The sequence below is a fragment of the Catellatospora sp. IY07-71 genome (assembly GCF_018326265.1).
GTDB lineage: Bacteria > Actinomycetota > Actinomycetes > Mycobacteriales > Micromonosporaceae > Catellatospora.
The window spans coordinates 1,012,848-1,028,700 of sequence record NZ_AP023360.1 but is presented as its reverse complement, the minus strand read 5'-3'; the positions used below and the strand labels follow the sequence as shown (position 1 = coordinate 1,028,700).

At 72.4% G+C, this 15,853-nt stretch carries 15 protein-coding genes and 1 riboswitch; of the genes, 9 read left to right on the top strand and 6 right to left on the bottom strand.

Annotated elements, in window-relative coordinates; translation table 11 throughout:
- Positions 1-5: 5 nt before the first annotated feature.
- On the top strand, positions 6-299 hold the full coding sequence (locus CS0771_RS04725) for a DUF4031 domain-containing protein (protein WP_212839934.1): 294 nt from the start codon (positions 6-8) through the stop codon (positions 297-299).
- Here CS0771_RS04725 and CS0771_RS04720 read toward each other — a convergent pair whose 3' ends face one another.
- Positions 300-956, bottom strand: coding sequence for a metal-dependent phosphohydrolase (locus CS0771_RS04720; protein ID WP_244870603.1), 657 nt, complete (start codon positions 954-956; stop codon positions 300-302).
- Between the two features lie 10 nt (positions 957-966).
- Here CS0771_RS04720 and CS0771_RS04715 point away from each other — a divergent pair, with 10 nt between their 5' ends.
- Entirely contained in the window at positions 967-2,085 is a 1,119-nt protein-coding gene (locus CS0771_RS04715; RefSeq protein ID WP_212839933.1) for an aromatic acid exporter family protein, read from the top strand.
- A gap of 208 nt (positions 2,086-2,293) precedes the next feature.
- Here CS0771_RS04715 and CS0771_RS04710 read toward each other — a convergent pair whose 3' ends face one another.
- A complete protein-coding gene (locus tag CS0771_RS04710) occupies positions 2,294-3,571 on the bottom strand; it encodes an aminotransferase class V-fold PLP-dependent enzyme (RefSeq protein ID WP_212839932.1) in 1,278 nt (425 codons plus the stop codon).
- A 46-nt stretch (positions 3,572-3,617) separates the two neighbouring features.
- Positions 3,618-3,732: riboswitch (SAM riboswitch) on the bottom strand.
- Positions 3,733-3,818: 86 nt separating this feature from the next.
- Between CS0771_RS04710 and CS0771_RS04705 the strand changes: the two genes are divergently transcribed.
- Positions 3,819-5,294 carry a PrsW family intramembrane metalloprotease gene (locus CS0771_RS04705; protein ID WP_212839931.1) on the top strand — a complete coding sequence of 492 codons (1,476 nt, stop codon included), beginning with the start codon at positions 3,819-3,821 and terminating at the stop codon, positions 5,292-5,294.
- A 165-nt stretch (positions 5,295-5,459) separates the two neighbouring features.
- Here the strand turns inward: CS0771_RS04705 and CS0771_RS04700 are convergent, their stop codons facing one another.
- On the bottom strand, positions 5,460-6,779 hold the full coding sequence (locus CS0771_RS04700) for an AI-2E family transporter (RefSeq protein WP_371821350.1): 1,320 nt from the start codon (positions 6,777-6,779) through the stop codon (positions 5,460-5,462).
- A 21-nt stretch (positions 6,780-6,800) separates the two neighbouring features.
- On the opposite strand from CS0771_RS04700, the gene CS0771_RS04695 reads away from it, so the two are divergent.
- Entirely contained in the window at positions 6,801-7,142 is a 342-nt protein-coding gene (locus tag CS0771_RS04695) for a co-chaperone GroES (RefSeq protein WP_212839929.1), read from the top strand.
- A gap of 55 nt (positions 7,143-7,197) precedes the next feature.
- Complete coding sequence (locus CS0771_RS04690; protein ID WP_212839928.1) at positions 7,198-8,367, top strand: DUF5685 family protein; 1,170 nt, start codon at positions 7,198-7,200, stop codon at positions 8,365-8,367.
- Between the two features lie 97 nt (positions 8,368-8,464).
- Here CS0771_RS04690 and CS0771_RS04685 read toward each other — a convergent pair whose 3' ends face one another.
- A complete protein-coding gene (locus CS0771_RS04685; protein ID WP_212839927.1) occupies positions 8,465-10,540 on the bottom strand; it encodes an ATP-dependent DNA helicase in 2,076 nt (691 codons plus the stop codon).
- Positions 10,541-10,620: 80 nt separating this feature from the next.
- On the opposite strand from CS0771_RS04685, the gene CS0771_RS04680 reads away from it, so the two are divergent.
- From CS0771_RS04680 to CS0771_RS04665, 4 genes are all read left to right on the top strand, one after another.
- Complete coding sequence (locus tag CS0771_RS04680) at positions 10,621-11,112, top strand: DUF402 domain-containing protein (RefSeq protein WP_203755927.1); 492 nt, start codon at positions 10,621-10,623, stop codon at positions 11,110-11,112.
- A gap of 247 nt (positions 11,113-11,359) precedes the next feature.
- Positions 11,360-12,253, top strand: coding sequence for a PPK2 family polyphosphate kinase (locus tag CS0771_RS04675; protein ID WP_212839926.1), 894 nt, complete (start codon positions 11,360-11,362; stop codon positions 12,251-12,253).
- 117 nt (positions 12,254-12,370) lie between these two features.
- Positions 12,371-12,997: a DUF47 domain-containing protein gene (locus tag CS0771_RS04670; RefSeq protein WP_203755921.1), complete on the top strand. Its 627-nt coding sequence runs from the start codon at positions 12,371-12,373 to the stop codon at positions 12,995-12,997.
- A 90-nt stretch (positions 12,998-13,087) separates the two neighbouring features.
- Positions 13,088-14,095 (top strand): inorganic phosphate transporter, encoded by a 1,008-nt coding sequence (locus CS0771_RS04665; protein ID WP_212845614.1) that lies wholly within the window; start codon positions 13,088-13,090, stop codon positions 14,093-14,095.
- Between the two features lie 140 nt (positions 14,096-14,235).
- Here CS0771_RS04665 and CS0771_RS04660 read toward each other — a convergent pair whose 3' ends face one another.
- Positions 14,236-15,201 carry a Gfo/Idh/MocA family protein gene (locus tag CS0771_RS04660; protein WP_244870601.1) on the bottom strand — a complete coding sequence of 322 codons (966 nt, stop codon included), beginning with the start codon at positions 15,199-15,201 and terminating at the stop codon, positions 14,236-14,238.
- A 35-nt stretch (positions 15,202-15,236) separates the two neighbouring features.
- On the bottom strand, positions 15,237-15,830 hold the full coding sequence (locus CS0771_RS04655) for an FABP family protein (RefSeq protein ID WP_212839925.1): 594 nt from the start codon (positions 15,828-15,830) through the stop codon (positions 15,237-15,239).
- Positions 15,831-15,853 lie beyond the last annotated feature (23 nt).

The window sequence follows — 15,853 nt, the reverse complement described above, 5'->3', positions numbered from 1 at the left end:
GACACGTGATCTATGTCGACAGCCCGGTCTGGCCCGCCCACGGCCGCCTGTGGGCCCACCTGGTCAGCGACACGTCACTCACTGAGCTGCACATCTTCGCCGAGCTGCTCGGCTCCCCCCGCCGGGCCTTCGACCGCGACCACTACGACATCCCCAGCGAGCGCGTCCCGGTGGCCGTCTGGCTCGGCGCCCAGCCGACCACCTCCCGCCACATCGCCCGCCTGCTCCGCGCCGCCGGCCTCCGCCGCCCCAAACACCTCGCCACCCCCCGCCCCGCCCTCCCCACCGCCCTCGGCTGATCAACCGGGGGTACGCAGGGAGTCGAGTTCCCGGGTGAGGTTGGTGCGGGCTGCGCGCTCCAGGGCGGGGGTGTGGTGGTAGAGGGCGGGCAGGTCGAGCAGCGACTGGAGGACGGTGGAGCGGCCGATGCGCCACAGGTCGTCGGGGACGTGGGCGTATTCGGCGCGGACGGCGGCGACGTAGTGGACGTAGTCCGGCCAGGGGGCGGCGAGGATGGCCAGGTCGGCGTCGGCGAGCAGGGCGCCGTGGTGGTCGCCGGGAGCGACGGAGTGGCCGGCGGTCAGGCGTACCAGACGCTGCACTTCGGCGACGGTGGCCGCGGGGACCGCGCATTCGGTCAGGAGGTCGCCGATGAGGACGGCGCTGCGCTCCTCGTTGTCGGCGGCGGTGGGGTCGTAGACGGCGTCGTGGCCCCAGGCGGCGAGCGCCACCACCGGCTCGGTCTCCACCCGGTCGAGGCAGAAGGCCAGGTGGTCGACGGTGTGGTAGTGCCGTTGCGGCTCCGACCAGCGGTTGATCAGCTCGGTGCCGACGTCGGCCAGCACGCTGTCGGGGGCGGCCGCGCCCGCGGCCCTGGCGGTGGCGACGAACCGGTCGGCGGTGAGCACCTTCAAATCTTGGCGCATCCGCCCGGCCGGCGGTGCGGCGTACGCCACAGTTGCTTCTATGGACGCCGCTGAGCTGCGCCGACGGACGGGAGTGACGCTGCGCGACCGGGTACGCCGGGTGCGCGCCAGCGCGATCCTCACCGTGCAGGCAGCCGTCGCGGCGGGGCTGGCCTGGTACGTGTCGCACGACCTGCTCGGCCACGTCCAGCCGTTCTTCGCGCCGATCGCGGCGGTGGTGACGCTGGCGATCTCGGTCGGCCAGCGGATGCGCCGGGCGTTCGAGATCGTGGCCGGCAACGCGGTCGGCATCCTGCTCGGCGAGCTGCTGATCCTCGTCATCGGCCGGGGTGCCTGGCAGGTGTCGCTGGTGGTGCTGCTCGCGATCAGCCTGGCGATCTTCATCGGCGGCTCGGCGTCGCTGGTCACCCAGGCGGCGTCGTCGGGCATCCTGGTCGCCACGCTGCTGCCGCTGAGCGAGGACTACTACTTCAGCCGGTTCGTGGACGCGGTGGTCGGCGGCGGGATCGCCCTGGTGGTGATGGCGCTGCTGCTGCCGCTGAACCCGCTGACCGAGGTGCAGCGCGCGGTCCGGCCGCTGTTCCAGGCCCTGGAGTCGGGGCTGAACGACGCCGCCGAGGCGCTGGCGCACGGCGACGCCGCGGCGGCGCAGGAGGCACTGGACCACATGCGCGAGGCGGAGTCGCACCTGCGCGCCTTCGGCGAGTCACTGAAGGCGGGCAAGGAACTGGCCACCGTCGCGCCGCTGCACTGGGGCAAGCACGGTCTGCTGGCCGCGTACGTCGACGCGGCCGACCACCTGGCGCGGGCGCTGCGCAACAGCCGGGTGCTGGTGCGCCGCATCGTGTCGATGATCCGCGACGGCGAGCCGGTGCCCGCGTCCCTGGTGGAAGCGGTGCACGCGCTCGCCCAGTCCGTGTCGTCGCTGGACCGCGAGCTGGCCGCGGCCGCCGACCCCGAACACAGCCGGGACGCGGCGGTCCGCGCGCTGCGTCACGCCCGCGCCGCCCACGAGGCCGGTCTGGCCTTCTCCGGCGAGGTGGTCTTCGCCCAGCTCCGCTCCACCGCCACCGACCTCCTCCGCGCCACCGGCCTCCCCCGCGAGGACGCCGAACGCGCCGTCCGCCGCGCCGGCGGCCGCATCACCCCACCGCGCTGACCGCGGCGCCCCTGACCAGCCCCCGCCCGCCCCGCCTTGCCCGCCCTGCCCCGTTGATCATGAACTTATGGACGTGATGGACGGCGTGTCACTACCACCCCGCCGTGATCACCATCAGGGGTCCGCCGGGCCCGCTGGCGATCACGGTGGCAGGGGAGGGACACGCCGGTGAACACGTCCATAAGTTCATGATCAACGGGGTGGGGGGTCAACGCAGGATGGCGGCCAGGGCGGTGAGGAAGGTGGTGATGTCGGTGTCGGTGGTGCCTAGGCCGATGCTGGCGCGGAGGGCGGTGGTGGGGGTGGTGGGCCAGTCGGCGCGGACGGAGGCTTCGCTGAGGAGGCGGCGGGCGAGGGGGTGGGCGCAGAAGAGGCCGTCGCGTACGCCGATGTGGTGCTCGCGGGCGAGCTGCTGGGCGATGTCGGCGGAGTCGCGGCCGCGCACCGCGAAGGAGACCACGCCGATGCGGGCGGCGTCGGGGCCGAAGGTGCGCAGCTCGGCGACGTCGGGCAGGTCGGCGAGACCGGCCCGCAGGCGGGCCAGCAGGCGCTGCTCCTCCTCGTGCAGGGCGTAGCGGTCGGCGGCCTCCAGGGTGGCGCAGACCGCGGCCAGCGCGACCGCGCCGAGCAGGTTGGGCGTGCCGGCCTCGTGCCGGGCGGGCCCGTCGGTCCACCGCACGTCGTGGGTGGCGTCGCCGACGCCGCTGGTGGCTCCGCCGCCGGCCAGGTACGGCTGGGCCGCGTCGAGCCAGTCACCCCGGCCCACCAGCACGCCCGCGCCGAACGGGGCGTAGAGCTTGTGCCCGGACAGCGCCACGTAGTCCACGTCCAGCGCGCCCAGGTCGACCGGCACGTGCGGGGCGAGCTGCGCGGCGTCGAGCGCGATGCGGGCCCGGAACCGGTGCGCGATCAGCGCGAGCTGCGCGATCGGCCACAGCTCGCCGGTGACGTTGGAGGCGCCGGTGACCGCGACCAGGATCTCCCGCTCGGTGTCGTCGCGGCGCAGCTCGGCCAGGGCGGCGGCGAGGTAGCGCACGGCCTCGTCGGGGGAGTCCGGCACCGGCAGGCGCACCGCGCCGGGCCAGGGCAGCAGGTTGGCGTGGTGCTCGCCGGCGAAGGTGAGCACCCGGGTGCCCGCGGGCAGCGCGTGGGCCAGCAGGTTGAGCGCGTCGGTGGTGTTGCGCGTGAAGATCACGTGGTCGGTGTCGCGGGCGCCGACGAAGTCGCCGACGGTCTGCCGGGCTCGCTCGTACTCCAGGGTGCAGCGCTGCGACAGCGCGCCCGCGCCGCGATGCACCGAGCCGTACCAGGGAAGCAGCTCGGTCACCGCGTCGGCGGCGGCCTTCAGGCAGGGCGCGGTCGCGGCGTAGTCGAGGTTGATCTGGCCGGGCACGCCGAGCACGGTCAGGTCTGCGTTGCTGACCTGGAGCGGGGTGACGGGGGCCGTCTCGACGGCACTGCAGGGACGCTGGGCGACTGTGGTCATGGGAAGCACACCTCCGGGGTCGGGGGACCCCTGGGCGTCGCTCAGCGGTCCGCGCTTGCCCAGCACGACAACGGGCCGGGCCCGGTCATCACCCGGGGCACCCCACCGCGAACTACGAGGGTTGCCGGTCAGCAAGCCGGGGCTTTGCTCTCCATGAGACGACATGTCTCCCTGCTGACGCAGGCGAATGTGAGAGCGGCTGACACTCGTGACCTTCCGCCGAGCATAGCGGAGGTAGGCTGCGCCCATGTCCGACCTCCCGACTCCTGGGACCCCGCACCCGGCGTACCAGCAGAATCCCTACCCGGCACCGCCCCCGGGCCTGGAGCCGGTGCTGCGGCCGCGCGGGGTGCGCCGATGGCTGCCCCTGGCCGCCGCGATCGTCGTGGTCGGCGGCTCGGCCCTGGGCATGCTCGGCTATCTGGGCTGGAATCTCGGGCCGCAGGCGTTCACCATCGGCCTGATCACGGCCTTCCTGCCGGTGCCGGTGCTGATCTCGGTGTTCCTCTGGCTCGACCGCTACGAGCCCGAGCCGCCGAAGCTGCTGGTCGGCTGCTTCCTGTGGGGCGCGTTCCCGGCCACCGGCCTGGCGCTGCTGGTGAACTCGTTCGCCTCCGGCCGGTTCGGGCTGATCGAGCTGCCCGACGCGGTGGTGGCCACGGTGGTCGCGCCGTTCATCGAGGAGATCGGCAAGGCGCTCGGGCCGCTGCTCATCCTGTGGTTCCGCCGCCGGGAGATCTCCGGCATCACCGACGGCATCGTCTACTGCGGCCTGTCGGGGGTCGGCTTCGCGATGGTGGAGAACATCCTCTACCTGGGCGGGCACGGCTACTACGCGGGCAACGAGCAGTGGGGGCCGTACTCGGGCGCCCAGCTCGTCTTCGGCATGTTCCTCGGCCGCATCCTGATCTCCGGCTTCGCCCACCCGCTCTTCACCTCGATGACCGGCGTGGGCATCGGCATCGCCGCGCGCTCGGCCAACGGCTGGGTGCGCTGGTGCGCGCCGCTGGGCGGGCTGTTCCTGGCGATGATGCTGCACGGCGCGTGGAACCTGATGGCCACCCTGTCCGCCGAGATCAGCCCGTTCTTCTTCCTGTACGGCTACATCGCGGTCATGGTGCCGGTGTTCCTGACGATGATCGGCATCGCGCTGTGGGTGCGCGCCCGCGAGGGCCGGCTGTCGCTGAAGGTGCTGCCCGCGTACGCCGCGGCCGGCTGGCTCACCCCGCCCGAGGTGGCCGCACTGGGCACGCTGGCCCGGCGGCACGCGGCCCGGGTCTGGGCCAAGCGCGTCGCGGGCGATGCGGGGCGCAAGGCGATGCGGGACTTCCAGTACGCCGCGACCCGGCTGGCGCTGGTGCGCGACGGCATGAACCGCGGCCTCGACGAGTTTCCCGAGCAGCACGCGCGCAGCGCGGGGGAGGAGCGGGCGCTGCTCGGCGCGATCACCGCCGCGCGGGCGGTCTTCGTGGGCCGCGACCCGCAGACGCCGCGCGCGTTCTTCGACGGCGCGTCCTACCGGATGGCCTTCCCGGACGGGGTGACCCGGTCGGTGCCCGCGCCCGCCGAGCCGGTGGTGCCGGTCCCGATCGTGCTGCCCGCGGCCCCGGCCTATCCGGCCTACCCCGCGGCTGCTGCGGCGTACCCGGGTGCGCCCGGCCACCCGGCGGCTGCTGGCTACCCGGCCGCGCCGCCGCAGCCGTATCCGCCGCGCCAGTACTGATGGTCGAGACCCCCGTCCGCGCCGATGGCGGGACGAGGGGTGCGCCGCGGCCGGGCTCTGCCCGGAGCTGCGGCGGCAACAGCCGCCGAACGCACTTTGCTCTGCACACAAATACGCAACCGTCGCGTATTTGTGTGCAGAGCAAAGGCAGTGGAAGGGCGGCGGTCAGGCGGCCGGGGCGGGCGGGGCCTGGACGATCACCGAGTCGGGCTCGGGCTGGGGACGGCCCGCCAGGCTGCGCACCGCGGTGTTGAGCACCGCGATCAGCGGCACCGCGATCAGCGCGCCGACGATGCCGGCCAGCACCACGCCCGCGGCGATGCCGACGATCACGGCCAGCGGGTGGATCGCCACCGCGCGGCCCATGATCAGCGGCTGCAGCAGGTGACCCTCGACCTGCTGCACGAGGATCACCGCGGCCAGCACCAGCAGCGCCGTCAGGGGGTCGTTGGTGACCAGGGCGACCAGCACGGCGACCGCGCCGGACAGGGTGGCACCGACGATCGGGATGAACGCGCCGAGGAACACGAGCGCGGCCAGCGGCAGCGCGAACGGCACCTTCAGCACCGCCAGCGCGATGCCGATGCCGACCGCGTCGATGAACGCGACCAGCACGGTGGCCCGCACGTACGCGCCCAGCGACCCCCACGACGCGACCCCGGCCCGGTCCAGCGGCTCGCGGGCCGGCGCCGGTACCAGGCGCAGCAGGAAGCGCCAGATGATCCGGCCGTCGCGCAGGAAGAAGAACAGCGCGAAGATCACCAGGAACAGGCCGCTGAGCACCTCGAACACGGTCGTCGCGGTGGTGATCGCGCCGGTGGTCAGGGTGTCCTTGTTGGCGTTGATGGTGTCGGTGACCTCCTTGATCGCGCTGTCCATCTGGCGGTCGGTCAGGTGCAGCGGCCCGTTCTTGAGCCAGGTCTGGATCTGCTGGATGCCCTGGGCGGCGTTCTCGGTCAGCTCGGGCAGGCCTTTGACGAACTGGTTGATGACCACGGTCAGCGTGCCGGCCACGGCGCCCAGACCGGCCACCACCACGATCGCGGTGGCCAGCGAGCGGTGCACGTGGATGCGGGTCAGCCAGCGCACCGCCGGCGCGAGCAGCGCGGTCAGCAGCAGCGCGATCAGCACCGGCACGATCACGATGCTGACCATGCCGAGGAACCGCAGCAGGTAGATCAGCGCGATGCCGAGCACGATGACGCGCCACGCCCAGGCCGCGCCGATGCGCAGCCCGTACGGCACGTCGGCGTCGTCGCGGCTGCTCGTGGATTGGTGCACCTGCTCCGGCGCGACCGGCTCCGGCAGCGGCAGGTCGGCTTCGCGGCGTTCGCGCTCCTCCTGCTCCCGCCGGGCGCGCGCACTGGCGCGGCTCGCCTCGTAGGCTCGCCGCACGTTCGCCTTGAAGTTATCCAACCGGCCCACTGGTGCCCTCCCGGGGACAGACGACCCCATCACGTTAGTCGCCTGCGACCACCCAGACATCGGGGAAGTACCCTGACCGGCGTGACACTCAACGCATCCACCGCCGAGACGGGGCTGCCCATCCGCCTGCTGCACGACCGGGTGCTGGTGAAACAGGAGGCGAGCGAGGGCGAGCGGCGCTCCTCGGCGGGCCTGGTCATCCCGGCCACCGCGTCGGTGGGCACCCGGCTGTCCTGGGCCACCGCCGTCGGCATCGGGCCGAACGTGCGCGCCATCCAGGTCGGCGACCGGGTGCTGTTCGACCCGGACGAGCGCTCCGAGGTGGAGCTGCACGGCGAGTCGTACGTGCTGCTGCGCGAGCGCGACGTGCACGCCGTGGCCGCGTCCCGGGTGGAGCCGGACGCCACCGGTCTCTATCTCTGAACCGACAGTCGCGAGGGGTGCCGCCGGGTGGCCCGCGTGATCTAGGCTGCCGCGCGTGTTCGGCATCATCCGACCCTGCGCGCACAGCCTGCCCGAGCGGCTGCACGGTGAGTGGCTCGGCCACCTGTGCGGCCTCTGCCTGGCCCTGCGCGACGAGCACGGGCAGGCGGCCCGGATCGTCACCAACTACGACGGCCTGATCATCTCGGCGCTGACCCAGGCGCAGCTCGACACGGTGCACCGGCGCACCGCCGGGCCGTGCCCGCTGCGGGGCATGCGCACCGCCGCGGTCGCGAACGGCGCGGGCGCCCGGCTGGCCGCCACGGTCTCGCTGGTGCTGGCCTCGGCGAAGCTGTCCGACCACGCCGCCGACGGTGACGGCCTCTACGCGCGGCGCCCGGTCGCGGCGGGCGCCCGGCTGGTCGCCCGGCGCTGGGCGGCCCGCGCCCGCCGCTCCGGGCTCGACCTCGGCATCGACACGTCGGTGCTGTTGGCGGCGATCGACGGGCAGCGCGAGATCGAGCGGGGGATCACCCGCGGCGCGTCGCTGCTGACCGTCACCGAGCCCACCGAGCTGGCCACCGCGGCGGCGTTCGCGCACACCGCGGTGCTGGCCGGGCGGCCCGGCAACGCCGAGCCGCTGGCCGAGGCGGGCCGTTTCTTCGGCCGGATCGCGCACCTGCTCGACGCGGTCGAGGACCTGGCCGCCGACCGGGCCAGCGGCGCGTGGAACCCGCTCGCCGCCACCGGCGCGACGTACGCCCAGGCCGGCGTGCTCGCCCGGGATGCCGCGGCGGGCATCCGGCTGGCCCTGGACGAGGTCGCCTTCACCGACGCGAAGCTGGTGCACCGGCTGCTCGTGAACGAGGTCGAGCACGCCATCGAGCGCGCCTTCATCCAGGCCGACCCCGACTACCACCCGCCGGTGATCCAGCCGGGGAAGAAGGCGCCCCGCCCGCCGGGCAGCAGCTCTTGGTGCTGGCCACACGTGGAGAGCCCGCCGCGTACGCGCGGCCCGCTCACCGGCTGCGCGCTGGCCTCCTGGATGTGCTGCACCTGCCAGGTGTGCTGCCGCGACCCCTACCCCGGGCCGTGGAGCGGCCGGGCCCGCGACGGCTGGTGCACCAACTGCGACTGCGGCAGCGGCTGCGACTGCGGCGACTGCTGCCGGTGCGGCCGCTGCTGCAAGAGCTGCGACTGCGACTGCTGCGGCTGCGACTGCTGACCCGGGCCGCCCGCCACCCGCGCGGGCACCCGCGAGCCGGGCCGGGCCCGCCCCGCGCGGGGACCCGGTGCGGCGCTGCGGTCTGCGACGAGGCCGGTCAGGTCGCGCTGAGGCGCTTGAGCACGCCGAGGACCGTCTCCTGCTTGGTGGTGTACCAGAACGGGGGGAGGCTGGCGCGCAGGAACGGGCCGTAGCCACGGGCCGTCTCCAGCCGCGAGTCCAGCACCGCCACCACGCCCTTGTCCGAGGTGGATCGGATCAGCCGGCCCACCCCCTGGGCCAGCCGGATCGCCGCGATCGGGACGCTCACCGCGGCGAAGCCGGAGCCGCCCGCCGAGTCGACCGCCGCCGAACGGGCCGCGGCCAGCGGCTCGTCCGGGCGCGGGAACGGCAGCCGGTCGATCACCACGAGCTGGCAGGCGTCACCCGGCACGTCCACGCCCTGCCACAGCGACATCACGCCGAGCAGGCAGCTGTTGCGGTCCTCCCGGAACTTGCGCACCAGCAGCGGCAGCGCCTCGTCGCCCTGCAGCAGCACGGTCAGGTCGGTCTTCGCGCGCAGCAGCTCCGCGGCCTGCTGCGCGGCCTTCCGGGACGAGAAGAGGCCGAGGGTACGCCCACCGAGCGCCTCCACCAGCGACAGCAGCTCGGCCCCGGCCGCGTCCGGCAGGCCGGACGCGGCGGGCCGGGGCAGGTGCGCCGCGACGTAGAGGATGCCCTGCTTCGGGTAGTCGAACGGGGAGCCGACGTCCAGCGAGTTCCACCCCGGGCCGGAGGCGGCGGGCCCGGCCGTCTCACCCGGCTTGGGCGTGGCCACCGGCAGCCCCAGGGAACGGGCCACCGTCTCGAACTTGCCGCCCAGGGTGAGCGTGGCCGAGGTGGCCACCACGGTGCGGTCCTCGTACAGCTTCTCGCTGAGCAGGCCCGCGACCGACAGGGGCGCGACCACCAGCGCGCGGCGCGGCTCCTGCTCGACCCAGGCCACGTCGTGGTCGGCGTCCTCCAGCAGCCGCTGGGTGGTGGTGGACGCCTCGTCGAGCAGCGACTTCGCCTGCTTCTTGCGCACCGGGTCCGGGTCCTCGGCCTTGATCTCGCCGATCCGGGTCAGCGCGCGCCGGGTCGCCGCGTCCAGCAGCGTGCACGCCTCGACCAGGGCGGCCGGCAGCGGGCCGGTGATGCGCCCGGCGGGCGTCTCGGCCAGGCCCAGCGTCAGCGCGTCGGCGGCCTCCAGGAGCGACTGGTACTCGTCGCCCTCGACGAAGGGCCGCGCGGCGCGGGCGGTGCGGTCCACGCCGTCCGGGGTCAGCTCGGCCTGCGCCGCGCTGGACACCCGGTCGGCCAGCTCGTGCGCCTCGTCGATGATCAGCAGGGTGTGCTCGGGCACGATGTGCCGCCCGGCCATCATGTCCGCCGACAGCAGCGAGTGGTTGGTGACCACCACGTCGGCCTCGCGGGCGCGGGCGCGTGACAGCTCCGCGAAGCACTCCGGCCCGTACGGGCACTTGGCCGCGCCGACGCACTCGCGCGCCGGGGTCGACACCATGCGCCAGGCCGTGTCGTCGACGCCCGGGTCCAGCTCGTCGCGGTCGCCGGTGTCGCTGTCCATCGCCCAGTCGCGGATGCGCTCGATCTGCTTGCCCAGCCGGCCCGACTCGCCCAGCCACTTCACGCCGCTGCCGCTGGAGCCCGCGTCGAACAGCCCCTCCTGCGGGTCCTGCTCGTCGGAGTGCTCCAGCTTCGCCAGGCACACGTAGTGGTGACGGCCCTTGAGCAGGGCGAACGTGGGCTCCTTGCCGAGCAGCGGGGCCACCGCCCGGCCGATGCGGGGCAGGTCCTTCTCCACCAGCTGCGACTGCAGCGCCAGCGTGGCCGTCGAGATGACGACCGGCCCCTGCACGGTCAGCGCGGGGGCGAGATAGGCCAGGGACTTGCCGGTGCCGGTGCCGGCCTGCACGAGCAGGTGCTCGCCGGACTCGACGGCCTCGGCGATGGCCGCGGTCATGGCCTGCTGGCCAGGCCGCGCGGAGCCGCCGGGCACCGACCCGACGGCGGCCTCCAGCAGATCCAGAGCACTGTGGCTGCGGGTTCGCGACTTCTTCGGCGGCACCGATAGACCGTACCGGTCCGCTCCGACACTCCTGCAAACGCGCCGGGATGTGGGAGCATGGCGCATTGTGGGCGCGACCCCCTTCCCCCGCGCGTCGTGGCGCGGTGGCGGGGAACGTCACCACCACCGTGAAGCGAGGTAGTCGAATGGCTGTCGTGCGTGTGGAGATCCGCAAGTTCGACGGGAGCGCGCACCGCGCGTTCCCCGCCACGCTGCTCGGCCGCGACGAGCACGGCACCTGGCTCGGCATCCCGAGCGGCACGGTGAGCGACACCGGCAAGGTGTACGAGATCCCCGGCGTGGTCCTCGTCCCGCACTCCGGCTGGTGGACCGCCATGTTCAACGCCGCCCCCCGCAACACCTCGGTGTACTGCGACATCACCACCCCCGCCACCTGGAACGACGACACCGTCGTGGTCACCGACCTCGACCTGGACGTCCGCAAGATCCGCCAAACCGGCGAGGTCCAGCTGGTCGACGAGGACGAGTTCGCCGCCCACCAGGCCAAGTTCAACTATCCCGACGAGGTCGTCCACCAGGCCCGCGCCGCCGCCCAGTGGCTCCTCGAAGCCGTCCGCGGCGAAAAGGAACCCTTCGCCGCCCACTTCCACCGCTGGCTGGCCCACGTCACCCCCTGACCGGCCCCCTGCCCGCCCCACCCCGCCCTCCCGCGTTGATCATGAACTTGTGGACGTGGTCGGCGGAGTGTCGCCACCCTGCCACCGTGATCACTGCCGTCGCCGCCTGCGCGGCCCGTCCCGGCCTGTCCGGCTGATTGGTGATCACGGTGCTGGGGTAGGGACACGCCGTTCAGCACGCCCATAAGTTCATGATCAACTTGGCGAGGGGCGGCGGGGTGGGGGGAAGGTGCGCAATGATCGGGATGTGGCGGAGGTGTCCGAATTGCTGCGGGTGGGGTCGGGGGTGGATCTCGCGGCGGTAGATGCGGCGGGTACGCCTGGGTTGCCGCGGCAGGGGGTGGCGCGGCGGGATCCGAAGGGGTGGGCGCGGACGGAGCTGGGCGTGCTGGGGGCGGAGCTGGCGCAGCAGCAGGAGATGCTGTTCGCGAACGCGAAGTCTGATCCCGGGGATCAGCGGCGGGTGCTGCTGGTGCTGCAGGCGATGGACTGCGGGGGCAAGGACGGGACGGTCAAGCGGCTGGCGCGGGCGATGAATCCGCAGGGGCTGCGGATCAAGGCGTTCGGGCCGCCGACGGCCGAGGAGCGCAGGCACGACTTCCTGTGGCGGATCCGGCGGGCGCTGCCGCTGCCGGGGTATGTCGGCATCCTCAACCGCTCGCACTACGAGGACGTGCTGGTGGCGCGGGTGCGCGAGCTGGTGCCGCCGAAGGTGTGGCAGGGGCGCTTCGAGACCATCAACACATTCGAGCGGGAGCTGGCTGACAGCGGGTTCACCCTGGTCAAGATCATGCTGCACATCTCGTTCGGGGAGCAGCGCGAGCGGCTGCGCCAGCGCCTGGACGACCCCACCAAGTACTGGAAGTACGACCCGGCCGATGTGGAGAACCGCGCCCACTGGACCGCGTACCAGCAGGCATATCAGGACGTGCTCAGCCGCTGTGGGACTGATCACGCCCCCTGGTATGTGGTGCCGGCGGACCGGAAGTGGTACCGCGACTGGGCGGTGGCGCACCTCATGCTCGATGCCTTCCGGAGCCTGAATCTGCGCTACCCGCCGCCCGGTTTCGACCCCCAGACGGAGCGAAAACGCCTGTCGAAGGATGAAACGGGCAAGGCGGGGAAGGTGAACACCAGGTGAACGAGCCATGAAGACCAGGTGGCGCTGGGTGACCGGGTCACGAACTACCGGTAACAGTGTCTAGCATTCCCCCGACCCAACCGTCCGGATGACACCACCAGACCAAAGGTGCTTGCGGTGAAGTTTTCGCTCCGCCCCCAAGAGGGTGCCTTCTACGAGATGTTCTCCCGTGCCGCGCAGAACCTCGTGCGGGGCACCGAGCTGCTCTCCGAGCTGGCGCTGCCCGGTGCCGACGTGCAGTCGGTCAGCGAGCGGCTGGCCGAGGTCGAGCACGACAGTGACAAGATCACGCACGAGCTCTACAACAAGATCAACTCCACGTTCATCACCCCGTTCGACCGCGAGGACATCTACCGCCTCGGCTCCGGTCTCGACGACGTCATGGACCACCTGGAGGCCGTCGGCAACCTGGTCTACCTGTACGGGCTGACCAAGCTCCCGGCGCTGCCCCGGGAGATGATCGAGATGATCGACGTGCTGGACCAGCAGGCGAAGGTCACCGCGCTGGCCATGCCGCGGCTCAAGCAGATGAAGGGCCTCAAGGACTACTGGGTCGAGTGCAACCGCCTGGAGAACGACGGCGACCGCACCTACCGCATGCTCCTGGTACGCCTGTTCAGTGGCGAGTACGACGCGCTGACCGTGCTGAAGATGAAGGAGGTCGCCGACGAGCTGGAGGCCGCCTGCGACGCCTTCGAGCACGTGGCGAACACCATCGAGACCATCGCGGTCAAGGAGTCCTGATGCGCGGCCTCATCGCCGGTTGCCGCGGCGGAGGTGCCGGGCGTGGATAACGCACTCCTGATCCCGGTGCTCGCGGTCATCATCGCGGCCATGGTGTTCGACTACACCAACGGCTTCCACGACGCCGCGAACGCCATCGCCACCAGCGTGTCCACCCGGGCCCTCACCCCGCGGATCGCGCTGGGCATCGCCGCGCTCGGCAACTTCGTGGGCGCCCACTTCGGCGCCCAGGTGGCCAAGACCGTCGGCAGCGGCATCATCACCCCGCCGGAAGGGCTGGCCGGCCTCGGCATCGTCTTCGCCGGTGTGGTCGGCGCCATCGCCTGGAACCTGCTGACCTGGTATTTCGGCATCCCGTCGTCCAGCTCGCACGCCCTGATCGGCGGCCTGGTGGGCGCGATGCTCGCCGCGATCGCGTTCGGCGTGCAGGGCGAGGTGCTGTGGGGCGGCATCGTGGACAAGGTCGTCATCCCGATGATCGCGTCCCCGGCCACCGGCTTCATCCTCGGCGCGGTGCTCATGCTGGCCCTGCTGTGGGCCGTGTACCTGCTGGCCAAGGCCACCGCCAAGAAGAAGTCGGCCCGCCTGCTCCACCCGACCCCGCTCAACCGGTTCTTCCGGATCATGCAGTCGGCGTCGGCGGTCGCCATGTCGGTCGGCCACGGCATGCAGGACGCCGCGAAGACCATGGGCATCATCGTGCTGGCCCTCTACACCGGTGGCTTCCAGGACTCGAACGAGCACATCCCGGAGTGGGTGTTCTGGACCAGCGCGACCGTGCTGGCGCTGGGCACGTACGCGGGCGGCTGGCGGATCATCCGCACGCTGGGCCGCCGGGTGATCCACCTGGACCCGATGGCCGGTTTCGCGGCCGAGACCGTCGCCAGCGGCGTGCTCTTCACCGCGGCCAGCTACGGCCTGCCGATCTCCACGACGCACACGATCACCTCGGCGATCATGGGTGTCGGCGCCACCAAGAAGTTCTCCGCGGTCCGCTGGGGCGTCGCGGGCAACATCGTGATGGCCTGGATCCTCACCTTCCCCGGCGCCGCCCTGGCCGCCATCATCGCCTACGTCCTGGTCCGCCCCATCTTCTAACCCCGCCCCCGCCCCCGCCCCCGCCCCGGCGTCGGCGGCGACGTCAAGATCGCGACGATCTTGCGCGAACTGTTAGGACTTCGTCCCAAACGGGCGTGTCATCCCCACAGTTCGCGCAAGATCGTCGCTGTATGGCGGGGTCAGTAGCTGACGCCGATCTGGGCGCGGATCGCGTCCATGGTGCGCATCACGGACAGGGTTGAGGACAGGGGGACCAGGTCGGACTCCAGCTTGCCCTCGCGCCAGCACTTGCCGGCCTCGGCGGCTTCGAAGTGGAGACCCGAGGGGGCGTCCTGGAACTCCTGGGGGTCGGCGCCGTCGCGGTGGAGGACGAAGCGCTCGGCGGCGTGGAAGCCCCACGGGAAGTCGATCTTTCCGGTGGAGCCGACGACCGTGGCGGTACGCAGGTCGCCGCCGGTGCCGCAGTAGAGGGACGCGACGGCGCCGGACGGGAAGCCCAGCGCGATGCTGGTGCGGGCGTCGGTGCCCTCGGGGAACAGCTGCGCCCAGGCGCGGATCTGGTTCGGCTCGCCGAGCAGCAGCTGCGCGAAGCCGATGGGGTACACGCCGAGGTCAAGCAGCGCGCCGCCGCCCAGCTGCGGGTTGCGCAGCCGGTGGGCGGGGTCGGGGTCGAGCGAGATGCCGAACGCCGCCTGCACCGCGACCACCTCGCCGATCGCGCCGTCCGCGATGAGCTGCTGCGCCTTGAGGACCGCGGGCAGCGTACGCGTCCAGAAGGCCTCCATCAGGAACAGCTGCCGTTCCCGGGCGACGGTGACGAGGTCCTGGGCCTGCGCAAGGTCCAGCGTGAAGGCCTTCTCCACCAGCAGCGGCTTGCCGGCCCGCAGGCACAGCGAGGCCGCCGCGTGGTGGTGGGAGTGCGGGGTGGCGATGTAGATGAGGTCCACGTCCGGGTCGGCGGCCAGCGCCTCCCACGAGCCGTGGCTGCGCGCCGCGCCGTGCTCGGTGGCGAAGGCCTCGGCGGACGACGCCGTCCGCGAACCCACCGCCACCAGCTCGGCGTCCGGCACCAGTGCCAGCTCGCGCGCGAAGCGTGCGGCGATCCCGCCCGTGGCGAGAACGCCCCAACGAATCTGATCAGTCACGGAGCTGAAACTACACCGGTTAAGTGCGGCTGGGATCAGCCGCCGACCCGGATCAGGCGCGCGCTCAGGTGCGGGGTCAGGCTCTCCCCCATCGCCGCCATGTCCTGCGCGTACAGCAGCGCTCCCTCGACGATGCCGTAGAGCCGGTGCCCGGCGGTGACCTCCTTGGCGGTGGACGTGCGTGCCACGAAGTCGGTGACCATCTCGATGCGCGGCGGGTTCGCCTCGATCTTGCCGAGGTACAGCTCCATGATGCCGGTCGGCGTGGTCAGGATCGCCTCGATCTCGTCCTTGTCCTTGCCCGCCGGGCGCCACCAGCCGACCTCGCGGCCGCCCGGCCGCACCGGCTTGGCCTCCTCGTCCAGGATCCAGGCCCGCGACTCGTAGTGCAGGAACGGCCGGCCGTCGTGGCTGATCCGGATCTCCTGCGCGTAGTCGAAGTCCTCGATGGTCGGGTAGCCGCCCCGGCCCCGGCCCCGCCACACGCCGATGAACGGCAGCAGGTCCAGCAGGTCGGCGTGCAGGTCCGGACCCTGGCGCAGGTCGTGGGTCTCCTCGTACGGGTACGGGTCGACCGGCGGCGCGTTGAGCCAGGGCGGCGGCTGCAGCGGGTTCTCTTCTGTACTCACCGTTTCAACCCTCTTCGTCAGGC

Bases quoted from the DNA above. Each gene is read 5' to 3' on its own strand.
- CS0771_RS04715 (WP_212839933.1), top strand. From the start codon at position 967: ATGGACGCCGCTGAGCTGCGCCGACGGACGGGAGTGACGCTGCGCGAC.
- CS0771_RS04710 (WP_212839932.1), bottom strand. From the start codon at position 3,571: ATGACCACAGTCGCCCAGCGTCCCTGCAGTGCCGTCGAGACGGCCCCC.
- CS0771_RS04705 (WP_212839931.1), top strand. From the start codon at position 3,819: ATGTCCGACCTCCCGACTCCTGGGACCCCGCACCCGGCGTACCAGCAG.
- CS0771_RS04700 (WP_371821350.1), bottom strand. From the start codon at position 6,779: ATGTCTGGGTGGTCGCAGGCGACTAACGTGATGGGGTCGTCTGTCCCC.
- CS0771_RS04685 (WP_212839927.1), bottom strand. From the start codon at position 10,540: ATGCGCCATGCTCCCACATCCCGGCGCGTTTGCAGGAGTGTCGGAGCG.
- CS0771_RS04680 (WP_203755927.1), top strand. From the start codon at position 10,621: ATGGCTGTCGTGCGTGTGGAGATCCGCAAGTTCGACGGGAGCGCGCAC.
- CS0771_RS04665 (WP_212845614.1), top strand. From the start codon at position 13,088: ATGGTGTTCGACTACACCAACGGCTTCCACGACGCCGCGAACGCCATC.